Source organism: Deinococcus planocerae (assembly GCF_002869765.1).
Classification (GTDB): Bacteria; Deinococcota; Deinococci; order Deinococcales; family Deinococcaceae; genus Deinococcus; species Deinococcus planocerae.
Genome location: NZ_PNOR01000027.1, coordinates 1 through 20,810, shown reverse-complemented (window position 1 = coordinate 20,810; position 20,810 = coordinate 1). Strand labels below are relative to the sequence as shown.

Genomic DNA, 20,810 nt, shown 5'->3' with positions numbered 1-20,810 from the left:
GGAGGGGGGCTAACGGCTGACGCTTGCCCCCTCGCCGCTCCTCTCCTTCAGCCACGCCACGATCCACCCCAGCACCTCCTCGCGCGGCTCGTCGTTGAGGAGCTCGTGGTAGCCGCCCTCGACGAGGCGCAGGGTCTTATCCTCGGCGGCGATGGCCTCGATGAAGCGCCGGGTACCGTTCACGTCGGTGATGCGGTCGGCGGTGCCGTGGACGGCGAGGGTGGGCAGGCGCCAGCGGGGGTAGAGGGACCACAGGCCGGTGCTCAGCCGCAGCATGGAGGCGGCGGTCAGCGCGGGAACCTTGCCCTGGTAGATGCCCGTATCCGTCCCGTAGGCGCTCACCTCGTCGGCGAGGCGGGACAGGCCCTCGCTGCCCAGCGCGGTGACGGGCGCGTTCGGCGCCACGCGGGCGAGCACCGGGGCGAGCGCCTTCATCCACGCGGGCTGGTCCTCGCCGATCAGGAGGGCGGGGCTGCTCAGAATCACGCCCGTCAATCCGCGCGGGTCCCGCGCCACGCTCGCCGCCGTGACCAGCCCGCCCAGCGAGTGCCCGAAGGCGAAGAGAGGCAGGCCCCCCGTCCGCAGCGCCTCCCGCGCGAGCAGATGGTCCTCGACGAGGGTATGGGCGTCCACGACCGCCCGCCGCCCGTCCGAACTCCCGTGCCCGCGCAGGTCGTAGGCGTACACGCTCAGCCCCGCCCCCACGAGCGCCGGGATCAGGCGGTGGTACTTCTCCACGTAGCGCCCCGCGTACTCCCCGAAGCCGTGGGTCAGCAGCACGGCGGCGCGCGGCTCGGCGGCGGGCCAGAGGTAGCCGCGAACGGGTGCGCCCGACTCCCAGGCGGAAGGCTCCCAGCTCATGTCGTGCATAGGCCCAGTGTAGGTCCCGCCGCCTCCGGCCTGAACATGAAGCCAGTCTAAACACGCCCCGGAATAGATTGGGCGCAAACTATTTTGCATGGCAGACATTGCACGGAAGGCAAACGCCCAGTGGTCCGGCGACGTGATGAAGGGCCAGGGCACGGTGAGCACCGGGTCGGGCGTGTTGCAGGGCACCCAGTACTCCTTCAAGACCCGCTTCGAGAACGGCGTCGGCACCAACCCCGAGGAACTGCTCGCCGCCTCGCACGCGGGCTGCTTCACGATGCAGCTCTCGGCGCTGCTGACCCAGGCGGGCCACGCCCCCGAGGACCTGCGCACTGACGCGACCTGCGAGATGGTGCGCGAGGGCGCGGGCTTCAAGGTCAGCACCATCCGCCTGAAGGTGAGCGGGCGGGTCAGCGGCATGGACCAGGCGGGGTTCGAGGGGATGGTCGCGCAGGCCGCCCAGGTGTGCCCCATCAGCCAGGTCATGAAGGGGAACGTGGAGATCACCCACGAGGCGATGCTGGAGCAGCCGGTGGGCTCGTAAGAGGCGAAGTCACCAGACTCCGGCCCCTGCTTCGGCGGGGGCCGCGTCATTTGGCCCATGCCCTCGTCCCCGCCCTTGCCTATTCTGGCGGCTATGGCCTTCCTGTATCTCCTCGTCGGCCCACCGGGCAGCGGCAAACGCACGGTGGGGCGGCACCTTTCCGGGCTGACCGGGGCGCCCCTGCTCGACAACCACATCACCAACGATCCCGTATTTCAGGCGTTCGGGTTGGACGGTGTGCGGCCTGTGCCGCCGGAAGCGTGGGTCTTCGCCTCAAAGATGCGGACCTCGCTGCGGGAGGCGGTGGGGGCGGCCCCGCGCGAGCTGTCGCACATCTTCACGCTGTACCTGACAGACCAGCCCGGCGAGGCCGAGTCGCTGGAACGCTTTCGCGCGCTGGCCGCAGCTCGGGGGGCTGCCTTCGTCCCCGTCTGGCTTTCTTGCGACACCGATGAACTCGCCCGCCGTATGCTCCTCCCCGAGCGCGCCGAGCGGCTCAAGCTCCGCGACCCCGAATGGCTGCGCACGCTGTTGCGGGACGCCGGGATCCTCCCACCGCCTTCGGACGCCATCCTCATCGATACGGCGGCACTCGCCCCGGCGGACGCGGCGCTGCTCATCGCGTCGCACGCCGGGGCGTTGTTTTAGGAACCCTCAGGCGCCAGGTTTCAGCGGTCGCCAAGTCTGGCGAAGCCTCCGCCACAGGGGGGCTCTCCGGGCCGCCCGCTCCCTCTCAGGCCGAGCGGGCGGGGGCGCAGTTGCTCTCGGCGCCGACCTGGGCCGCCCCCTGCCCGAGGTGGGCGCGTCCCCAGGTGTCGATGGCGTCGATCACGCTCTGCAACTCGCGTCCGGCGGGGGTCAGGGTATAGACGCTGCGGGCGAGCTTGCCCTGCGTCTCCTCGGTGCGCTTGCCGATCAGCCCGAGGCTCTCCAGGTGTTCCAGGCGTTGCGTGAGGGTGGCGCTGTTGCAGCCGCCGACGGCGCGGGCGAGTTCGTTGAACCCCTTCTCGCCGTCCAGCAGCGCCCGGACGATGTGCAGCACCCACTTCTCCTGCAACACGCCGATGGCCCGGTAGACCGGGCAAAAACCAGTGTGTGCGGTGCTCATGCCCCCTACTGTACACCTTACGGGTGGACAAAGTGGAAGGTCAATCACACCGCTTGACTTTTCAAAGCGCTTGGTAATACCATATGCCCATGACGGTTACGCAGACCCGCCCGCTGAGCGCCACCGAAGCCATCGAGACCCGGCGCAGCATCCGCAACTTCGTGCAAGAACCCCTTGATCAGAACGACCTGCGCGAGATCCTGCGCCTGGCGAGCCTCGCCCCGAGCGCGTGGAACGCCCAGACCTGGCGATTCGCCGTGGTGCAGGACCCGCAGCTCAAGGAACGGCTCCAGGAGGCCGCCTACGGCCAGGGGCAGATCACGAATGCCCCCGCCGTGATCGTGGTGTACAGCGACATGGAGGACACCCTCCAGACGGTCGAGGAGACCGCCCACCCCGGCATGGGCGAGCAGGGCCGCACCGGCCAGCGCCAGACCTTCGACCGCGTGTTCGGCGCGCAGGAGGAGGCCCAGCGGGGCCAATGGGGCCTCGCCCAGGCGAACATCGCCTTCGGCTTCCTGATGGTCGCCGCCCGCGGCCTGGGCTACGACACGGTGCCCATGCTCGGCTTCGATCCCGCGAAGGTGCGCGAGATTCTGGGCCTGCCCGCCCACGTGCAGTTCGCCGGGCTGCTGCCGGTCGGCAAGCGCGCCGAGGAAGGCTTCCCGCACCACCGCCACAGCGTGGACCGCATCGCCAAGTTCTACTGAAGCGGTCAGTTCTCAGCCCTCAGCCGCCTCCTTCGGGGGGCGGTTTTCCTTGTTCGGACCTCATTGTCTCAAGGGAAGGCTGTGGGCCCGCTCACTCCGGGTTGACCTGCTAGCCTCCGCGCATGTCCAGCCGCGTCCTGAGCCACTCGGAGATGTGCCTGCGCGAGGGCGTGTCCCTGCGGCGCGGCATGAACTTCCGGGTGCGGGGCGGGCACAGCGTCTTGCTGATGTCGGTGCGCCCCGGCGCCCCCTACCGCGACGAGCTGAGTGGGGACGGCACGGTGCTGCTCTACGAGGGCCACGACGCGCCGCGCCCCAGGACGGGCGGCCAGGATCCCAAGACGGTGGACCAGCCCCTCCAGACCCCGAACGGCCAGCTCACCCAAAACGGCCTCTTCTTCGGGGCCGCCCTCGCCGCGCGGGCCGGGGAGGCGCCGCCCGAGCGGGTGCGGGTGTACGAGAAGTTGCGCCCCGGTGTCTGGACCGACAACGGCGTCTTTCATCTCGTGGACGCCGCCCAGGAGCACGACGGCACCCGCCACGTCTTCGTCTTCCGCCTGGAGGCCGTGCCGGGCGTGGAAGATGACGTGAGCCCCGCGCCCCCTCCCCCCGAGAGTCGGCGCGTGGTTCCCGGTTGGGTCAAGCTCGCCGTGTGGAACCGGGACGGCGGGAGGTGTGTGGAGTGCGGCGCGGACGAGGACCTGCACTTCGCTCTCCTCCGGCCCTCGGCAGGGGCCACACCCGAAAACGTGCGGCTCCTGTGCGCGCGGCACGACCCGGGGGAGGGCGACCGGAGCGGCTGACGTTCAACCCGGCACCTCCGTCACCCGCCCGCCCCGCACGTCCCACACCCGCGTCGCCACCCGGCCCACGAGGGCGCGGTCGTGGCTGGCGAGCAGGATGGTGCCCGGGAAGGCAAGGAGCAGGGCCTCCAGCGCCTCAATCGCCCGGATGTCGAGGTGGTTGGTGGGCTCGTCCAGCACGAAGAGTTGCGCCCGCGTCACCCCCAGCCGTGCGAGGCTGAGCCGTGTCCGCTGCCCCCCCGACAGCCCCGCGAGCGGAAAGGCCGGGCCGCCCGGCAGCCCCACCTGCGCCCCGACCTCGTGGAGCTGGTGCGGCGTGAGGGCCGGGTTGGCGGCCAGCAGCGCGTCCGCGACCGTCTCCAGCCCCGCCAGTTCCTCGCCGTGCTGACCCGCCGCGTAGACGGTGAGGCCCTGCCCGCGCCGCACCTCGCCCGTGGAGGGCAGGGTGCCGAGGAGGACGGCCAGGAGGGTGCTTTTCCCGCCGCCGTTCGGCCCGGTCAGGGCGATGCGCTCGCCCCGGCGCACGTCCAGCCGCAGGTTACAGAGCACTTCCCGCCCACCGCGCACGACGGTGAGGTCGCGGGCTGTCAGGACCTCGGAGGGGCCGGGGGGGGCCTCCGGCAGGTCGAGACGAAGGGTGCGGCGGTCCTGGTAGGGTTTCGCTCCGGCCTGTTCGTCCAGGCGGTCGATCTGCTTTTGCATCGCCTGTGCCCGGGCCGAGTGGATCTGCTGCGCTCGCCCCGCCTTGTGACTGGACAGGAACTTGTCGTTGTCCCGCGCCCGGCGGCGGTTTTCCTTCACCGAACCGATGCTGGCCTGCCGCCGCCGCTCCTCGTCCAGCGCTTCGCGCTTGCGCCGGTACGTCGCGTAATCGCGCGTCTGCGCCTCCCGCAGGGTCGCCTTCACCGCCATCGCCTCCGAGTAGCCGCCGGGGTAGACGGTGAGCCCCCCGCGTTCCAGTTCCGCCGTCCGGGTCGCCACCGTATCCAGAACCGCCCGGTCGTGGCTGGCGAAGACGAAGGCGGCCTCCGAGTCCCGAATCCAACCCTCCAGCCACGCCGCGCCCTCCGCGTCGAGGTGGTTCGTCGGCTCGTCGAGCAGGAAGAGGTCGGCGGGAGAGAGGAGCAACCGGGCCAGCATCACCCGGCGCATCTGCCCTCCCGATAGTTGGGCGGTGGAGGCGCCCGGCGTGAGCCCCAACCCGCCCAGCACCTCGGCGGCCCGGACCTCGAAGCTGTACCCGCCCGCCGCGCGGAAGGCCTCCTCGGCGTCGGCGAAGGCGTGGAGGGCCGCGTCCGTGCCGTCTGCCAACCTCGCCGAGGCTGCGCCAAAGTCCCGTCGCGCCACCTGCAATTCTTCCGGCGTCACGGCGCCGAGGACCGTCCCCCCACTCCCCGCCGCGTGCTGGGCGAGGTACGCCACCCGGCCCGTCCGCGTCACCGTTCCGGCGTCGGGCGCGTCCAGGCCCGCCATCGCGCGCAGCAGCGTGGTTTTCCCGCCGCCGTTCTCCCCGACGAGCGCGAGGCGTTCGCCCCCGCCGACCTCCAGGTCCACATCCGTGAAGACGGCTCGGTCGCCGAACACGCGGGCGACCCCTCTGAGTTGTAAAAGCACACGTTCCCCCTGCGAACACCGTTTCCCTGCGGGCGAGCGGCCCCCTCGCCGCGCGGGGCCGGGGCTCAAGCCGGATTACAGGGGGAGGGGACGCAAGGACAAGACTCCGTTGAGAGGGGGAGGGCCGAACGCCGGGCAACCCGGACCGTTGCCGTCAGCCTACCCCCGCTTCCCACCGGGTAAGCCATTTTGCCGAGCTTGAACCTCCCGCCGCGTCAGGTTCTAGGGTAGGTGCTGGGAGGACGGAGATGCGCGTGAAGATCGGCGAACTCTCCCGCCAGACGGGCCTGAGCGTCCGGACCCTGCGCCATTACGGCGCGCTGGGCCTGCTCACGCCGGGGGAGCGCACGAGCGGCGCACACCGCCTGTACTCCCGCCTGGACGCCGAGCGGCTGTGGCAGATTCAGGCCCTCAAGGCGCTTGGCCTGAGCCTGGAAGCCATCCGGCACGTGCTGGACGACCCGGGTCACGACCCCGCCGGGTTGCTGCGGCGGCACATCGCACAAGTCGAGGCGCGCGTGCGGGAGGAGCAGGCGTACCTCGCCCGGCTGCGGCGGCTGGAACGTGCGGGGCAGCCCACCTGGGCGGAACTCATGGAGGTGATTCGGATGAACGAGCGGAACCGGGAGAAAGTAGACCACATGTTGGAGACGGCCCGCGAGGTCGGCGGGGACGGAGCTGAGAATTTCGACGAGGGCCAGATGGCCTACCTGCGCGGGCGGGCGGAGACGGTCGGCCAGACCCGCACCCTGGAGGTGCAGCGCGAGTGGCCCGAACTGATGACCGAGGTCTTGAACGAGATGGAACGCGGCACGCCCCCGACGGACCCGAGGGTGAAGGCTCTGGCGCAGTGTTGGCACGCCCTCGTGCGTGAGTTCACGGGCGGTCGGCAGGACATTCAGGACGGGCTGAACCGCGGGTACGAACGCCGCATGACCCCCGAGATGCAGGCGATGTGGGAGTACATCTCGGCGGCGGGCGAGTAGGAAAGCCAGGAGGGCCGGGGCCTCCTACTTCGGCTCCCTTTCAGTTCTCCCGTCGCCGGAAGGCCAGCGCCACCAGAAAAACCGCCGTGTTGACAAGCACGATGGTCGCGCCGGGAGCTGTGTCGAGGTAGTAGCTCAGGTACAGCCCAGTCACGCCCCCCAGGGCGCCGAGCGCGGCGGCGAGCAGGATCATCTTCCGGAGGCTGCGCGCCAGGAGCCGGGCAGCGGCGCTCGACGTGATCAGCAGGCTCACGCTCAGCGTGGTGCCCACGAGCTGCACCGTCAGTACGACGACCAGCCCGATCAGGATGAGCAGCAGGCTTTCGAGCGTCCGCACCGGGAGGCCGATGGCCCGCGCCTCGGTGGGGTCGAAGGAGGCGAGCAGCAACTCCTTCTGTACGGCGGTCAGGATGCCCCCCACGACCAGCGTGACGATGAGCGCCCCCCACAGGTCGCCCGGCGTGACGCCCAGCGGATTTCCGATCAAAAAGTTGGTCAGGTCGGTGGTGAAGGTGGACGCCCGCGAGAGCATCACCACGCCGAGCGCGAACATCCCCACGAAGACGATGCCGATGGCGCTGTCCTGCTTGAGCCCGCCCCGCTGACTCACCGCCCCGATGCCGAGCGCGGTGAGCACGGCGGCGACGAGTGCCCCGAGAAGCAGATTCCCCCCCGTCAGGAACGCCCCCACGATGCCCGGCAAGACCGCGTGGCTCATCGCGTCCCCGATGTAGCTCAGCCCCCGCAGCACCACCCACGCGCCCACGAGCGCGCACAGAACGCTGACGAGGGCGACCGCCGCGAGCGCGCGCAGGAAGAAGTCGAACTGGAGGGGGTCGGTGAGCCAGGTCATGAGGGTCATGGGGTCGAGCGGAGGCAGAGAGGGACCTCGACTCCTCGACTTCTGGACCCCTCGACTCGGCGAACTGCGCCCCCCATCACGCCTCCGCGTGGGTGTGCCCGAGGTGGCTGGAGCTGAAGGTCGCCTCGATGTTGTGCGGGGTGTAGACCTCCTCCGGCGTGCCGTCGGCAATCACCCGGCGGTTGACGAGGACGAGGTGGTCGCACCAGCGCCGCGCCTGCTCCAGGTCGTGGGTGACCATCACGACGGCCCGTCCCGCGTCGGCCTGGGTGCGAAGCAAGGCCATCAGTTGCTCCTGCGTGGCGGCGTCCACCCCGGTCAGCGGCTCGTCGAGGAGGAGGACCCGGGCGTCCCGCGCGAGCATCCGCGCGAGGAGCACCCGCTGGCGCTGCCCGCCGCTCAGCGCCCCGATGTGCCGTCCGCGCAGCTCGTACACGCCGGTCTGCCGCAAGGCGTCCGCCACCCGCTCGCGGTCTGCGCGCGTCGGCCAGCGCAGCCAGCCCACCCGACCGGTGCGGCCCATCATCGCCACGTCCCAGACGGTGACGGGAAAGGCCCAGTCGAGCGTCTGCTGCTGCGGCACATACGCCACGTCATCCCGCGCGCTTCCCCCTTCCCCGAAGCTCACCCGCCCGGAGGAGGGCACGTTCAGCCCCACCACCGTCTTGAGCAGCGTGCTCTTGCCCGCCCCGTTCGGCCCGATCACGGCGGTGAAGCTGCCCGGCGCGAACCGCACCGTCGCCCCCTCCAGCGCCGTGTGCGAGCCGTACCGCACCGTCAGATTCTCCACCCCAAGCATCGGGGGAGGATAGCGCGAAGAGGGTTGATATTGCGAGGCTGGAATCAAGAGCGGTCGAGGAGTCGAGGAGTCAGGAGTCGAGAAGCCGGAGCTTGACTCGACCCCCCGACCCCCTCAGCGCAGCGCCCGCACCATCGTGTCCACGTTCGCCCGGAACGCCTTCAAGAAGGTGTCGCCTGCACTGCCCTTGGGTCCCAGGGCGTCGGTGTAGAGGGGCGGGGCGATGGTCGCGCCGGTCTCGCGGGCGAGGGTCTGGGCGAGGCGGGCGTTCACGGTGTTCTCGGTGAAGATGACGCGGGCGCCGCTCTTCTTCACCGCTCCCACGAGGGCGGCGAGTTCACGCGCGCTCGGCTCGCGCTCGGTGCCGAGGCCGGGGATGACGGCGCCGACGACAGTCAGGCCGTAACGCTCGGCGAGGTAGTGCAGGCTGTCGTGATTGGTGACGATCTTGCGCCGGGCGGCGGGCACGGTAGCAAACTGTTTTTTCGCGTAGGCGTCGAGGGCCTGAAGTTGTTTCTGGTAGGCGGCGGCGTTCTTCGCGTACGTCGCCTTTCCGGCGGGGTCGAGGCGTGTGAGGACCGTCTGGACACTCCGCACGTACCCGGCGGCGAGCGTCGGGTCCCACCAGGCGTGGGGATCGCGGTCGCCGTGGCCGTGTTCCCCCCCGTGGCCCGCCTCCCCGTGTTCCTCGTGCTCGGCCTCGTGCAACTTCAGGCCCGCCGTCAGCTCCGTCACAGGTACCCTCGGCGCGGCGGCCCTCAGCTTCGGGAGCCAGGGTTCCAGCCCCGCCCCGTTGGCGAAGAGGGCGCGACTCCCCGCGAGCCCGCGAATGGCGGCGGTGGTGGGCTGAAAACTGTGGGTGTCGCCGCCCGCGGGCACGATCACATTCACGCTCACCCGGCTCCCCCCGACGGCCCGCACGAAGTCCGCCATGATCGTCGTCGTCGCGCTCACGGGCAGGGGCGCCGCCGAGGCCGTGCCCGTCCCCAGGATCAGGAGCAGGCTGGCGAGAGCGCCGCGCCCGAGGGGGGACGGCCCCCTCTGCGTCATGTGGTCGTGTTCCGTCCGGTTGTCGCCGCGAATCATAATGATAAATCTTTATCACGTTTTGCGGACCGGCGGTGTGGCGTCTGTCCTCCCCCTGGCAGCATTTCCAGGTGGGGCCCTAGACTGCGCGCCATGACGCAAGCCGCCGTGCAGCCCGCCGTCCCCGACTGGTACAAGAGCGCCGTCTTCTACGAACTCTCCGTCCGCACGTTCGCCGACGGCAACGGCGACGGCAAGGGCGATTTTCCGGGCCTGACGGGTCGCCTCGACTACCTCAAGAACCTCGGGGTGGACTGCCTGTGGCTGCTGCCGTGGTACCCCAGCCCCCTGCGCGACGACGGCTACGACGTGGCCGACTACGTGGGCATCCACCCCGACCTCGGCACGCTGGACGACTTCAAGGTCTTCCTGCGCGAGGCGCACGCCCGGGGTCTGAAGGTGATCGGCGACTTCGTGACGAACCACACCTCCTCCGACCACCCGTGGTTCCAGGCGGCGCGGCGCGGGCCCGTGCTCCCCGACGGCACGCCGAACGAGTACCACGACTACTACGTCTGGAGCGAGACGGGAACCGAATACGCGGGGGCCAGGATCATCTTCACCGACACCGAGACGAGCAACTGGACGCGCGACGAGATGTGCGGCAAGTACTACTGGCACCGCTTTTTCTCGTCTCAGCCCGACCTCAACTACGACAACCCCGCCGTCCTCGCCGAGATCATGCAGGCCGCCCGCTTCTGGCTCGACCTCGGCATCGACGGCTTCCGGGTGGACGCGGTGCCGTACCTGATCGAGCGCGAGGGGACGAACTGCGAGAACCTGCCCGAGACGCACGCGATCCTCAGGGAGATGCGCCGGGTGGTAGACGCCGAGTACCCGGGCCGCCTGCTCCTCGCCGAGGCGAACCAATGGCCCGAGGACGTGGTGGAGTACTTCGGGAGCGAGGGGGAGCCCGAGTTCCACATGTGCTTCAACTTTCCGGTGATGCCCCGGCTCTACATGAGCCTCAAGCGGGAGGACACGACGAGCATCCGGCAGATCATGGACCGCCTGCCCTCCATCCCGTCCTTCGGGCAGTGGGCGACCTTCCTGCGCAATCACGACGAGCTGACGCTGGAGATGGTCACCGACGACGAGCGGGCCTTCATGTACGCGGCCTACGCGCCCGACTCGCGCATGAAGATCAATGTGGGCATCCGCCGCCGCCTCGCGCCGCTGCTCGACAACGACCGCCGCCGCATCGAACTGCTCACCACCGTCCTCCTCGCCCTGCCCGGCAGCCCGATTCTGTACTACGGCGACGAGATCGGCATGGGCGACGACCTCTCGCTGGCCGACCGCAACGGCGTGCGCACCCCGATGCAGTGGAACGCAGGGGTCAACGGGGGCTTTTCCACCGCCGCGCCCGAGCTGTGCTTCTTCCCGCCCATCAGCGATCCCGTCTACGGCTACCAGCGGGTCAACGTGAACAGCCAGGAGCAGGACCCCAGCAGCCTGCTCAAATGGGTGTCCCGCCAGCTCGAACTCCGGCGCCACAACGCCGCCTTCGCGCACGGCGACCTCACCTTCGTCGAGACCGGCAACCCCGCCGTCCTCGCCTTCACCCGCACCCACGGCGACGAGACCCTCCTCATCGTCAGCAACTTCGCCGGGAACGCCCAGGCGGCCTTGCTCGACCTCGCCGGGCACGTCGGGCGCCGGCCCGTCACCCTCGCGGGCGGCAGCCACTTCCCGCCCGTGGGCGAGGGGCCGTACCCCATGATCCTCGGCAAGTACGACTACTACTGGCTCAAGCTTAGCGGCGTGCGGTAGGGGCCGACACGAAAGAGGAGGGGCCGGACATCCTGCATCTGGCACCTTTCCCTTTGCACCGCTCAATCGGTGCTGTTCAGGTTAGTAGATATGAGGAAAGTGGCTGCTGATATTTCTCCACCCTGGGCGGGACCATCTCCAAGTGAGATTAACGTCTACGCCTATCCCAAACCTTCGCTTTTTTACGTGTTATACCCTCTGAACGTGTATATTCCCTCTTTACCTGCTGAATGATTGTCTCTGTTCTACTGCCTACCTCCCTTATAGTCTCATTGATTCCCTCTAAAGACTTGTCCCTGTAGTCACTAAGTTTTTCTCTATTAATATCCCTCCTTATTATCGTGTCCTCTGGATGACCGGCCCTTCTAGATGTTAAGGATGATACCAGAAGATAATAATGTGTTAATTGCGTTTGGTTTTGCGCGGCAGATTTTTGTAAGAAATCACGATATTCCTCTAGCAGCCCCTTATCATCAAACCATAGAATAATATGTCTCAAATCCGTGCTGCTTCTGGCAAGCATCTTTGACATAATTGAACTTCGCCTCAGTTCCAATTCTTCCCTCTCGGCTGCTAGCGCATAGCTTTTTATGGTTTCCGACAACAGCCCCTCTGCGCCTTCTTTAGTAATATAGATATTATAGAATACATTAGCTGTTGAAAAGGTAACTACGACATCGCTATGATGTATAAGCCAATCTACATACTCTTTATTCACGCGACTCAAGGATTCTATCAGTTTATCGGAGGATTCATACACTCTTTGCTTATACAAAGTCTTATCTTGTCTATCAAGCTCTCTATTTTTCAGAACATAGCTTACATAAGTAGTAAGTGAAACACCCAGTAGAGCTATCAAAGCGCCTGTCGCAACTGGGGCGATAGTGGACCAATTAAAAGCACTCTTGGCAGCTTCCGCAGCGGGCTGCACTAAGGGTATGAGTTCAGGCAGGGGCACGAGCCCATGCTACCGTTTGGCCGTGGTTATCGAGTCGCCAAGCCGCGTGGGATTGTCATTTGCAACTGACTTCTCGGGTAAGCAACAAAAAACCCGCACCAGTTCGGTACGGGTACTCGTTGACTTCGAACGGTTGAAACAGCTTCTAGCCCCGCTCAGTCGCTGCTGCTGCTCAGCCCGCCGCCGATCCCGAACAGGCGCAGGATGAAGAGGAACATGTTGATGAAGTCGAGGTACAGCGCCAGCGCCCCGTTGATCGCCGCGCGCTCGGCCATCTCGCCGCTGATGCCGCTCAGCGCGAGGTTGCGCAGCATCTGGGTGTCGTAGGCGGTCAGGCCCGCGAAGAGCAGCACGCCGATCACGCTGATGCCGAGCGTAAGCACGCTGCTTGCCACGAAGATGTTCACGATCATGGCGATCAGGAGGCCGATCAGGGCGAAGAGGAAGAAGCGGCCCAGCGCGCTGAGGTCGCGCTTGATCACGAAACCCACCACGCTCATCGCGCCGAAGGTCCCGGCGGTCGTCAGGAAGGCGGCAGTGACCGCGGCGGGGCTGTAGACGAAGAGCAGGGCGCTGAACGTCAGGCCCGTCAGCGCGGCGTAGGCGATGAAGAGCAGCCCCGCGACGGCGCTCGGCAGCCGCTGCGCCAGCCCGGCGAGCACGAACACCAGCACGAGCTGGGCGATGATCAGCGGGAAGCGGAGGGCCATCACCTGCGAGGCGAGCCCCTCGTTCTGGGCGGTCAGGTAGGCGACCCCGGCGGTCAGGGCCAGCCCCGCCGCCATCCACGAGTACGTCCGCGCCATAAAGGTACGGACCAGGTTTTCTGTCCGGGTGGCAGTGATTTGCATACACCTCAGGATACGGGGAGGGGCGGTCAAAGGTTCCCGGCGTTCGTCCCGGCCAGAGCGGGTTCGTGGAGGAAACCTGAACGCCCTCTCAAGTCAGCGCCGCACGAGCAGCGCCAGCGGGAAGTCCTCCAGCACCTTCGCCAGCGCGATCTTCTCGCCGCGCACCCGCACGCGCTCGCCCGTCAGCACGTTCTCGTAGGTGCCAGGGCGGGGGAGGGTGAGCTGGCGGTTGCCCCACACCTCGCCGAGCGCCCACGCCGTCTTCTCCCGCGTCAGGCTACACACCAGCCGGGGCGCGACGGTGACGGCCACCTCGTCCCCGTGCTCGCGGGAGAAAGCGAGGAGGTGACGACCCGCACCGAGAGGACGGTAGCTGCCGCGCCCGAAAAGGTTTGGGTGCGCGGCCCGGGCCTGGAGGGCGGCCCAGCTCACCAGGAGCTTGACCCCGCCGTCCTCGTACCCGGAAAGGAGGTCGGTGGCGAGCTTGAGCCCGTTCTCCGCGTGCCGCCGCTCGATGCGGGCGAGCGTCCGCGTGCGCCAGGGGTAGTCCACCGGGCGGCGGTTGTCGGGGTCCACGAGGCTCTGGTTCCAGCCTTCCGAGCCCTGGTACGTGTCGGGCACGCCGGGGGCGGTCAGGCGCACGAGCGTCGCCGAGAGGCCGTTTTGCGCGCCGTAGGGGCTGATGCGGGCGTGCAGCTCGCGCAGGTCCTCCAGATACCGCTCGCTTTCCAGCACCCCACGCACCATGCGGTCCAGCGCCGCCTCGTACTCTCCGTCGGGGGCGGCCCAGCTCGTGCGCAGCTTGGCCTCGCGGGCGGCCTTGAGCAGGTAGGCGCTCAGGCGGTCGGCGTACCCGTCGAGCCTGCCGTCCAGCGGATACGCGCCCAGCGCCGTTTGCAGCAGGGCGTACACGTCGAGCGCGGAGGGCGCAGGTCCCAGGTCCGTCCGCGTTTCCAGCGTGCGGACCAGGGGCAGCCACCCGCTGAGGTACGCCGCCCACGTCTGCGGCAGCTCGGACAGGACGCTGATGCGGGCCCGCGTGTCCTCCCCGCGTTTGGTGTCGTGGGTGCTCCCGGCGAGCAGGGCGCCCGGCCAGCGTTCCGCCCGCTCACGCGCCGCCAGGTGGAAAGCTTTCGGCGGCGTGCCGAAGTGCGCCGGGTCGCCTCCCACCTCGTTCAGGGAGAGCAGCCGTCCGTAGCGGTAAAAGGCCGTGTCCTCCGCTCCCTTCGCCGTCACCGGGCCCGTGAGCTGCTGGAACTTGAGGGCGAAGTCGGCGTAGCGCTCACGGGTGGCCTCGTCCGGCGCGCCCAATTTGAGGACCGCCTCCAGAAAGTCGAAGAGGGAGGGGTCGAGGTCGCGGCTCTGGCGGCGGCTGTGGGCTTTGGCGTCCCGGATCGCCTGCTCGATCTTGGCGTTGTCGCCGGGCTCGCGTGAGCCGTCTGCCCGCACGTAGGTGCGGTATACCGGGAAGGCGGCGATCACCTCGCGGATGACCTCGCGCAGGGCGCTCAGGGTGAAGTCCCGGAAACGCAGGTCGGCTTCCGCCAGCCGCTCCAGGTGCTCGGCGAGAACGTTGACCTCCCCGGGCAGCGACACGCGCTGGATGTGGGACTTGCCCCGGTACAGGTGCTCGGGGTAGGTCTCGCGGTCCCCGCTGAAGCGGCGGTAGATCGCCGTGATCTCCTCCTCGTTCGCGCCGTCCACGAAGACGCCGTTCAACTGCGCCAGAAAGTCGTACCCGGTCGAGCCGTGGACCATCCAGCTTTCGGGCAGCCGCTCGCCGGGCTCCAGAATCTTCTCCGCCACGACGTAGAAGGGCAGCGCCTCCCGCGGGGCGTCCTCCCCCGGGGCGGGCAGGCCCAGCGCCCCCGCGGCCCCCTGTTGCAGCGCCCGGAAATACCCGGCGGGGTCGTACAGCCCGTCGGTGTGGTCGAGCCGCACGCCGGAGACCACGCCGTCCCGCACCAGCTCGAAGAGTTTGGCGTGCGCCCAGGTGAAGACGCGCGGGTCCTCCATGCGCAGCGCCGCGAGGTCGTTGATGTCGAAAAAGCGGCGGTAGTTGATCTGCTCGGCGGCCACCCGCCAGGAGGCCAGGCGGTAGTTCTGCTCCTGAATGAGGGAATCGAGGAGGGCCGGGTCGGCATTGGCCGTCTCCAGCACGCCGTCCAGCGCCTCCCGCACCGTCTTGGACGCTTCCGTGAGGGTGGCGAGGCGGCGGGCGATCACGTCCACCTCCTCCGCGCGGGCGAGGCGGTCGGCGTCGGTGAGTTCCGAGGAGGTCGAGCGCGGCAGGCTCGCCGCCGCCCGGGCGATAGAGGCGAGTTCGGCGTGGTCGTCTCCCGGAGAGAGGCGCCCCGCCACCTGGGCGAGCAGCGCGGCGAGGCTGCGGGGCGAGATCGGCAATCGCCGTTCCCAGTAGCGCAGGAAGAAGCGGCCCCCGCCTCGCTCCAGCTTGAGTTCGCCCCGTTCGAGCACCCGCCCGTACTGGTCGCCCAAGGTCGGCAGCAGCACCTTGTTCTCCAGCGCCCGCTTGAGGGGCTGCCACGAGATGTCGAAGAAGTGCGCGTAGCGGCTCGCCCGCCCGTGCATGAGCACGTCCTCCCAGTACCGGTTGTGCCCGCCCTGGATGCCCATGTGGTTCGGCACGAAGTCCACGATCAAGCGCAGCCCAAGTTCGTGCGCCCGGTCGGCCAACTTCCGCAATCCCGCCTCGCCGCCGAGTCTCGGGTTGACCTCCGCGTGGTCGGTCACGTCGTAGCCGTGGGTCGAGCCCGGCGTGCTCGTCCAGACCGGGGAGAGGTACACGTCGGTGACGCCCAGCCGCCGCAGGTAGGGCAGCACCCGCCGCGCCGCCGCGAAGTCGAAACCCTCGTGGAGCTGGAGGCGGTAGGTGGAGGAGGGAAGGTGTGGGGTAAACGACGAAGTTTGTGAGGGGGCTTCGAGCACCTGGGTCATGGCTGGGACCTCAGGAGCACGGCCTCACCGGGGGCCAGGGTGACGTCCTCGCGGCCCTCCGAGTGGAAGAGGACGGCGGAGGGCAGGTCGAGCGAGAGGAGGAGGACCCGGGGATCGAGCGTCGCTTGTCCGAGGTTCCACAGCAGCGCGCGTTCGCCTTCCTCGGTCTCGTGCCGGACCCACAGCACGTCGCCCACGTTCCCGGCAGTGAGGTTGCGGCGCTCGCGGTCCCTCAGCACCGGGTCCTCCCGTCGCAGCCTCAACACGTCGCGGTACAGAGCCAGAGTGCGCGCGTGTTCACCCTCCCCGCGCTCGCTCCAGTCCAGTTTCGCCCGCCTGAAGGTCGCCTCCGCCTGGGGGTCGAGTACCGTGTCCCCCCCGAAGCCCTCGAAGGCGGCGAACTCGCGCTTGCGGCCCTCGGAGACGAGCACGCCCAGTTCCCCGTGGTGGTCGCTGAAGAAGGGGAAAGGCGCCGAGGCCAGCCACTCCTGCCCCTGGAACAGCAGCGGCGTGGTCGGCAGGCTCAGCAGCAGGGTGGAGGCGCCCCGGAAGAGGGCGGGCGTGACGTGCTCCAGGTGGTGAATCCGGTCCCCCACCGCCCGGTTGCCCACCTGGTCGTGGTTCTGGAGGAAGTACACGAAGGAGGGCGAGTTCAGCGCGTCGGCGGGCTTGCCACGCGGGGCGCCCTCCTGCTCCCACGCCTGGCCCTCGTAGACCCAGCCGCGGCCAATGACGTTCGCCACCGCCGCCGCGCCCCCCTCGTAATACCGGTAGTAGCCGTCGCGGTCGCCCGCCACCGTCACCCGCAGGACGTGGTGGAAGTCGTCCACCCACATGCCGTCGAGGTGATGGTCGGTCACGAGTTCGGGCAGGTTGCGGTAGTCCTCGGCGAGGAGGAGGTGGGTGCCGCCGAGCGCGTGCACCTCGTCCGCGAGTTCGCGCAGGATGTGGGTGGGCGAGTCGTCCTGCATCTCCTGGGTGGCGTCGAGCCGCAGCCCGTCGAAGCGGTAGTCGCGCAGCCACATCCGGGCGCTCTCGACGATCAGCCGCCGCATGTGGGGCTCGGCGTAGTCCAGGCCCTTGCCCCAGGGGGTGTGGAACCGCTTGGTGAAGTATCCCGGGCTGTAGACGCCCAGATAGTTCCCGTCCGGCCCGAAGTGGTTGTACACGGCGTCGAGGAAGACGGCGAGCCCCAGCCCATGCGCGGCGTCCACGAAGGCCATCAGGTCCTCGGGTCGGCCATAGGGGGCATAGGGGGCAGACAGCGCCACCCCGTCGTACCCCCAGCCGCGCGTGCCCGGAAAGGTCGCCAGCGGCATGAGCTGGACGGCGGTCACTCCGAGGTCCGCGAGGTCGGGCAGCCGCGCCATCGCCGCCCGGTAGGTCCCCTCCGGCGTGAAGGTGCCCACGTGCAGCTCGTAGAAGACGCACTCGCCGAGCGGGAGGCCGCGCCAATCGGTGTTCTTCCACCTGTAGGCGTCCAGGTCCACGACCTCCGCCTCGCCGTGGACGCCGCCCGGCAGGAAGCGCGCGTAGGGGTCGGGCCACGCCTGACCGTCCAGCACGAACTTGTAGCGGGTCCCCGCGCCGACGGGGAGCCTCGTCTCGAAGATCCCGCCCCCGAGGGGCCGCAGCGGGTGGTCCGCGCCGTTCACGCGGGCGGCGACCTCGCGGGCGGTGGTCGTCCAGACCCGGAAGCGCGTGCCGTTCCCGTCCGGAAGAAGGTGGGCGCCCAGTTGGGGGGCGGGGGCGTCGGCGGAGACCGGGGCCGTCGGTTCAGAGGTCGGCGTCGTCATGGGCAACTCCTTGAGGACCCCACACCCGTCGGGGGTGGAGGCAAACGATTCAGCGTAGTGAGGCGGGGCCGCTCAGGCCGTGAGAGGAGGGTCAAGCCGGGTCACGGGAAAGGGCCGCCGGGAACAGACCGCACAGAGGGCCGAGGCGGGCACGCTTGGCCCGTCCACGGCCCCCTTTTCCCGCCTTCAGTCGCGCTTGCAGCGGTAGAGCTTGACGCTGCGGGCCCTCAGGGTCGTCTCCTCCCCGGCGGGCACCCGCTCGCGCGCCCCGTCGTCGGCGGTGTCGAGGAGCAGCTCCCAGGTCTCGCAGTCGTCGAGGTTGGGCAGCCGGAAGGGGAGGTCGATATAGGACGAGCTCAGCAGCAGCAGCAGGTCGTCGTCCTTCACGGGCCGGCCCTCGGGGTCCACGTCGTCGAGGCCGTCGCCGTCGAGGAACATCCCCAGGGATTGGGTCTGGGGGTTGTTCCAGTCGGCGTCGCTCAGCTCCTTGCCGTCGTATCTGAGCCACACGATGTCGCGCACGTCCGCGCCGCGAATGGTCCGCCCCGAGAAGAACTTGCGGCGGTGCAGCGCCGGGTGGGCCTTGCGCAGCCGGATCAGCCGCCGGGTAAAGGCCAGCAGGTCCGCGTCGATGTGGTCCCAGTCGTACCAACTGATGGGGTTGTCCTGGCAGTAGGCGTTGTTGTTGCCCCGCTGGGTGCGCCCGATCTCGTCGCCGCCGAGCAGCATCGGCGTGCCCTGGCCGAGCAACAACGTCGCCAGGAAGTTGCGCTGCTGCTGGGCGCGTAGGCGGTTGATCTCGGGATCGTCCGTCTCGCCCTCGACGCCGCAGTTCCAGGTGAGGTTGTGGTTGTGGCCGTCCTTGTTCCCCTCGCCGTTCGCCTCGTTGTGCTTTTCCTCGTACGTCACCGAGTCGCGCAGGGTGAAGCCGTCGTGGGCGGTCACGAAGTTGATCGAGGCGGAGGGCTTGCGCCCGTCTCGCTGGTAGAGGTCGCTCGATCCGGTCAGGCGGTAGCCGATCTCGCTGGCCAGCCCGCCCTCCCCCTTCCAGAAAGCGCGCATGTCGTCGCGGTAGATGCCGTTCCACTCGGCCCAGTTCACCGGGAAGTTGCCGACCTGGTAGCCGCCTTCCCCCACGTCCCACGGCTCGGCGATCAGCTTGACCTGGCTGATCACCGGGTCCTGGTGGATGATCGTGAAAAAGCCCGAGAGCTGATCCACCTCGTGCAGCCCGCGCGCCAGCGTCGAGGCGAGGTCGAAGCGGAAGCCGTCCACCCGCATCTCGGTGATCCAGTACCGCAGCGAGTCCATGATGAGCTGGAGGGTCTGCGGGTGCCGGACGTTCAGGCTGTTCCCGGTGCCCGTGTAGTCGAAGTAAAAACGCGGCTTGTCGGCCACGAGGCGGTAGTACGTCGGATTGTCGATGCCCTTGAAGCTCATCGTGGGCCCCAGGTGGTTGCCCTCGGCGGTGTGGTTGTACACCACGTCGAGGATGACCTCGATGCCCGCGTCGTGGAGCGCCCGCACCATGTTCTTGAACTCGGGCACGGCCCCGGCGGGGTCCCCGCGGCGCGCGGCGGCGGAGTAGCGCACGTCCGGCGCGAAGAAGTTCAGGGTTGAGTAGCCCCAGTAGTTCGTCAGCCCCTTGGCGACGAGGAAGGGGTCGTCCACGTGCTGGTGCACCGGCAGGAACTCCACCGCCGTCACCCCGAGGTCCTGGAGGTAGCGCAAGATGGGCTCGGTTGCCACGCCCGCGTACGTTCCCCGCAGCGCCTCGGGCACGTCGGGGTGGGTCATGGTCAGGCCCTTGACGTGGGTCTCGTAGATCACCGACTGGTGGAAGGGGACCTTCGGCTTCTTGTCGCCCACCCAGTTGAACACCGGGTCGATCACGACGCCCAGGGGCACGCCGCGCTGCTCGGCGGGCTGCATCACGGTGTCCTCGCCGCCGGGCACGTAGCCGAAGAGGCCGTCCTCCAGCCGCTCCACCCCGCTCAGCGCCTTGGCGTAAGGGTCGAGGAGCACCACGTTCGGGTTGAAGCGGAGTCCCCGCTCCGGGGCGTACTCGCCGTGGACCCGGTAGCCGTAGCGCTGTCCCGGACCCACGCCCGGCAGGTAGCCGTGCCACACGAAGGCGGTCTGCTCCTTGATGTCGAAGCGCGTCTCGCGGCCCCCGTCGTCGAAGAGGCACAGCTCGACGCCCGTGGCGTTTTCCGAATACAGCGCGAAGTTGGTGCCCTTGCCGTCCCAGGTCGCGCCCAGGGGGTAGGGGCTCCCGGGCCGCACGCGCGCCGCGGGCGTGGTCGTGTCAAGGGGTGAGGGGGCGGTCGGTTCGGGGGCAGTCAAGGAATCCTCCACGGGCACGCGGCCCGGTTGCTGACGGGGAGACAGACAAGCGGGAGGCGACCTCCCAGCCTTCCGGGAAGACGCCCACCATCTTTGGGAACGCTACCAAAAGCGGTTCAGATCACGGGCGAGGTGAATTACACAAACCTGACAGGCCACCCCCACCCCCCCCGCTGTCCTTGAAGACGGGCTCGAAGGCGGGGGTCGGGCGGGAGGCGCGCGTCAGAACCCGAGCTGCGCCCTGGGCCGCTCGAGCTGCGCCATCCGCTCGGGTGTCCACAGCTCGTAGGTGTACATGGGGTACTGCCGCTTGAAGCGCCCGATGCGGTCCCACACCTCGCGCGACTCGAAGGGCACGACGAGGATCAGCCGGATCACCGAGTCCTCGGCGTCGTAGATGTAGAAGTCGAAGTGGAAGGTCTGCTCGTTGCCCCGCTCGGTGAACAGGGGAAAGGAGAAGGGTCGGTAGCGCCACGCCTTGTTCCTCGCGCTCAGGAGGCGCGCGGCCACCCGCTTGAGGCTGGAATCGGGGAAGGTCAACTCCCCGCCGTCGCGGTCGCGGAAGACCGTCCCCGGCGGCGGCGCGTCGAGCTGCACGCGCTTGAGTTCGGGCAGGGGCTTTTTCGCCACCCGGGGCGGGGCCTTGCGCCCGGTGGCGGGGTTAAAGGCCCCCTCGCCGCCCGCCGCCCGCTCGCCGGGTTTGCGCCGCGCCGGGTTGGTGCCGCCGCGCGAGGCCGCGTTGCCGCGCCCCG

General features: G+C 68.7%; 18 protein-coding genes. 6 read left to right on the top strand and 12 right to left on the bottom strand.

From position 1 onward, the window contains the following. Window positions 1-9: 9 nt before the first annotated feature. Window positions 10-870: an alpha/beta hydrolase gene (locus A7B18_RS15100; RefSeq protein WP_102127524.1), complete on the bottom strand. Its 861-nt coding sequence runs from the start codon at window positions 868-870 to the stop codon at window positions 10-12. 88 nt (window positions 871-958) lie between these two features. On the opposite strand from A7B18_RS15100, the gene A7B18_RS15095 reads away from it, so the two are divergent. After that, a complete protein-coding gene (locus A7B18_RS15095) occupies window positions 959-1,411 on the top strand; it encodes an OsmC family protein (protein WP_102127523.1) in 453 nt (150 codons plus the stop codon). A 93-nt stretch (window positions 1,412-1,504) separates the two neighbouring features. Beyond that, the gene (locus A7B18_RS15090) at window positions 1,505-2,059 is read left to right on the top strand and encodes a DEAD/DEAH box helicase family protein (protein ID WP_102127522.1); all 555 of its coding nucleotides are present in this window, start codon (window positions 1,505-1,507) and stop codon (window positions 2,057-2,059) included. 85 nt (window positions 2,060-2,144) lie between these two features. On the opposite strand, the gene A7B18_RS15085 is transcribed toward A7B18_RS15090, so the two are convergent. Beyond that, a complete protein-coding gene (locus A7B18_RS15085; protein WP_102127521.1) occupies window positions 2,145-2,519 on the bottom strand; it encodes a winged helix-turn-helix transcriptional regulator in 375 nt (124 codons plus the stop codon). A gap of 89 nt (window positions 2,520-2,608) precedes the next feature. Between A7B18_RS15085 and A7B18_RS15080 the strand changes: the two genes are divergently transcribed. Together A7B18_RS15080 and A7B18_RS15075 are read left to right on the top strand one after the other, a co-directional pair. Beyond that, complete coding sequence (locus tag A7B18_RS15080; RefSeq protein ID WP_102127549.1) at window positions 2,609-3,229, top strand: nitroreductase family protein; 621 nt, start codon at window positions 2,609-2,611, stop codon at window positions 3,227-3,229. A gap of 122 nt (window positions 3,230-3,351) precedes the next feature. Continuing rightward, window positions 3,352-4,032: an HNH endonuclease gene (locus tag A7B18_RS15075; RefSeq protein WP_219722143.1), complete on the top strand. Its 681-nt coding sequence runs from the start codon at window positions 3,352-3,354 to the stop codon at window positions 4,030-4,032. Between the two features lie 3 nt (window positions 4,033-4,035). Here A7B18_RS15075 and A7B18_RS15070 read toward each other — a convergent pair whose 3' ends face one another. Next, entirely contained in the window at window positions 4,036-5,616 is a 1,581-nt protein-coding gene (locus A7B18_RS15070) for an ABC-F family ATP-binding cassette domain-containing protein (RefSeq protein WP_245872905.1), read from the bottom strand. 278 nt (window positions 5,617-5,894) lie between these two features. On the opposite strand from A7B18_RS15070, the gene A7B18_RS15065 reads away from it, so the two are divergent. Further along, entirely contained in the window at window positions 5,895-6,632 is a 738-nt protein-coding gene (locus A7B18_RS15065; RefSeq protein WP_102127519.1) for a MerR family transcriptional regulator, read from the top strand. A gap of 40 nt (window positions 6,633-6,672) precedes the next feature. On the opposite strand, the gene mntB is transcribed toward A7B18_RS15065, so the two are convergent. The 3 genes from mntB to mntC form a co-directional block, all read right to left on the bottom strand. After that, the gene (gene mntB, locus A7B18_RS15060) at window positions 6,673-7,485 is read right to left on the bottom strand and encodes a manganese ABC transporter permease MntB (protein ID WP_102127547.1); all 813 of its coding nucleotides are present in this window, start codon (window positions 7,483-7,485) and stop codon (window positions 6,673-6,675) included. Between the two features lie 85 nt (window positions 7,486-7,570). Continuing rightward, on the bottom strand, window positions 7,571-8,293 hold the full coding sequence (gene mntA, locus A7B18_RS15055) for a manganese ABC transporter ATP-binding protein MntA (RefSeq protein ID WP_102127518.1): 723 nt from the start codon (window positions 8,291-8,293) through the stop codon (window positions 7,571-7,573). Between the two features lie 114 nt (window positions 8,294-8,407). After that, on the bottom strand, window positions 8,408-9,379 hold the full coding sequence (gene mntC / locus A7B18_RS15050; RefSeq protein ID WP_425430334.1) for a manganese ABC transporter substrate-binding protein MntC: 972 nt from the start codon (window positions 9,377-9,379) through the stop codon (window positions 8,408-8,410). Window positions 9,380-9,472: 93 nt separating this feature from the next. On the opposite strand from mntC, the gene treS reads away from it, so the two are divergent. After that, a complete protein-coding gene (gene treS, locus A7B18_RS15045) occupies window positions 9,473-11,152 on the top strand; it encodes a maltose alpha-D-glucosyltransferase (protein WP_102127517.1) in 1,680 nt (559 codons plus the stop codon). Between the two features lie 148 nt (window positions 11,153-11,300). On the opposite strand, the gene A7B18_RS21510 is transcribed toward treS, so the two are convergent. The 6 genes from A7B18_RS21510 to A7B18_RS15020 form a co-directional block, all read right to left on the bottom strand. Then, on the bottom strand, window positions 11,301-12,110 hold the full coding sequence (locus A7B18_RS21510) for a hypothetical protein (RefSeq protein WP_146009554.1): 810 nt from the start codon (window positions 12,108-12,110) through the stop codon (window positions 11,301-11,303). A gap of 155 nt (window positions 12,111-12,265) precedes the next feature. Further along, window positions 12,266-12,961: a Bax inhibitor-1/YccA family protein gene (locus A7B18_RS15040; RefSeq protein ID WP_180970185.1), complete on the bottom strand. Its 696-nt coding sequence runs from the start codon at window positions 12,959-12,961 to the stop codon at window positions 12,266-12,268. Window positions 12,962-13,054: 93 nt separating this feature from the next. Beyond that, window positions 13,055-15,916 (bottom strand): malto-oligosyltrehalose synthase, encoded by a 2,862-nt coding sequence (gene treY / locus A7B18_RS15035; protein ID WP_102127516.1) that lies wholly within the window; start codon window positions 15,914-15,916, stop codon window positions 13,055-13,057. Then, window positions 15,913-17,712: a malto-oligosyltrehalose trehalohydrolase gene (gene treZ / locus A7B18_RS15030; protein ID WP_102127515.1), complete on the bottom strand. Its 1,800-nt coding sequence runs from the start codon at window positions 17,710-17,712 to the stop codon at window positions 15,913-15,915. The genes treY and treZ overlap by 4 nt, the downstream gene beginning before the upstream one ends. Before the next feature lie 186 nt (window positions 17,713-17,898). Beyond that, on the bottom strand, window positions 17,899-20,058 hold the full coding sequence (glgX, locus tag A7B18_RS15025) for a glycogen debranching protein GlgX (protein WP_180970184.1): 2,160 nt from the start codon (window positions 20,056-20,058) through the stop codon (window positions 17,899-17,901). Window positions 20,059-20,280: 222 nt separating this feature from the next. Next, window positions 20,281-20,810 (bottom strand): hypothetical protein (locus A7B18_RS15020; RefSeq protein WP_245872904.1); only part of this gene is annotated, 530 nt, incomplete at its 5' end.

Excerpts from the sequence above, each read along its gene's own strand:
- A7B18_RS15100 (WP_102127524.1), bottom strand. The coding sequence starts at position 870 with ATGCACGACATGAGCTGGGAGCCTTCCGCCTGGGAGTCGGGCGCACCC.
- A7B18_RS15095 (WP_102127523.1), top strand. The coding sequence starts at position 959 with ATGGCAGACATTGCACGGAAGGCAAACGCCCAGTGGTCCGGCGACGTG.
- A7B18_RS15090 (WP_102127522.1), top strand. The coding sequence starts at position 1,505 with ATGGCCTTCCTGTATCTCCTCGTCGGCCCACCGGGCAGCGGCAAACGC.
- A7B18_RS15085 (WP_102127521.1), bottom strand. The coding sequence starts at position 2,519 with ATGAGCACCGCACACACTGGTTTTTGCCCGGTCTACCGGGCCATCGGC.
- A7B18_RS15080 (WP_102127549.1), top strand. The coding sequence starts at position 2,609 with ATGACGGTTACGCAGACCCGCCCGCTGAGCGCCACCGAAGCCATCGAG.
- A7B18_RS15075 (WP_219722143.1), top strand. The coding sequence starts at position 3,352 with ATGTCCAGCCGCGTCCTGAGCCACTCGGAGATGTGCCTGCGCGAGGGC.
- A7B18_RS15065 (WP_102127519.1), top strand. The coding sequence starts at position 5,895 with ATGCGCGTGAAGATCGGCGAACTCTCCCGCCAGACGGGCCTGAGCGTC.
- mntB (WP_102127547.1), bottom strand. The coding sequence starts at position 7,485 with ATGACCTGGCTCACCGACCCCCTCCAGTTCGACTTCTTCCTGCGCGCG.
- mntA (WP_102127518.1), bottom strand. The coding sequence starts at position 8,293 with ATGCTTGGGGTGGAGAATCTGACGGTGCGGTACGGCTCGCACACGGCG.
- mntC (WP_425430334.1), bottom strand. The coding sequence starts at position 9,379 with ATGATTCGCGGCGACAACCGGACGGAACACGACCACATGACGCAGAGG.
- treS (WP_102127517.1), top strand. The coding sequence starts at position 9,473 with ATGACGCAAGCCGCCGTGCAGCCCGCCGTCCCCGACTGGTACAAGAGC.
- A7B18_RS15040 (WP_180970185.1), bottom strand. The coding sequence starts at position 12,961 with ATGCAAATCACTGCCACCCGGACAGAAAACCTGGTCCGTACCTTTATG.
- treY (WP_102127516.1), bottom strand. The coding sequence starts at position 15,916 with ATGACCCAGGTGCTCGAAGCCCCCTCACAAACTTCGTCGTTTACCCCA.
- treZ (WP_102127515.1), bottom strand. The coding sequence starts at position 17,712 with ATGACGACGCCGACCTCTGAACCGACGGCCCCGGTCTCCGCCGACGCC.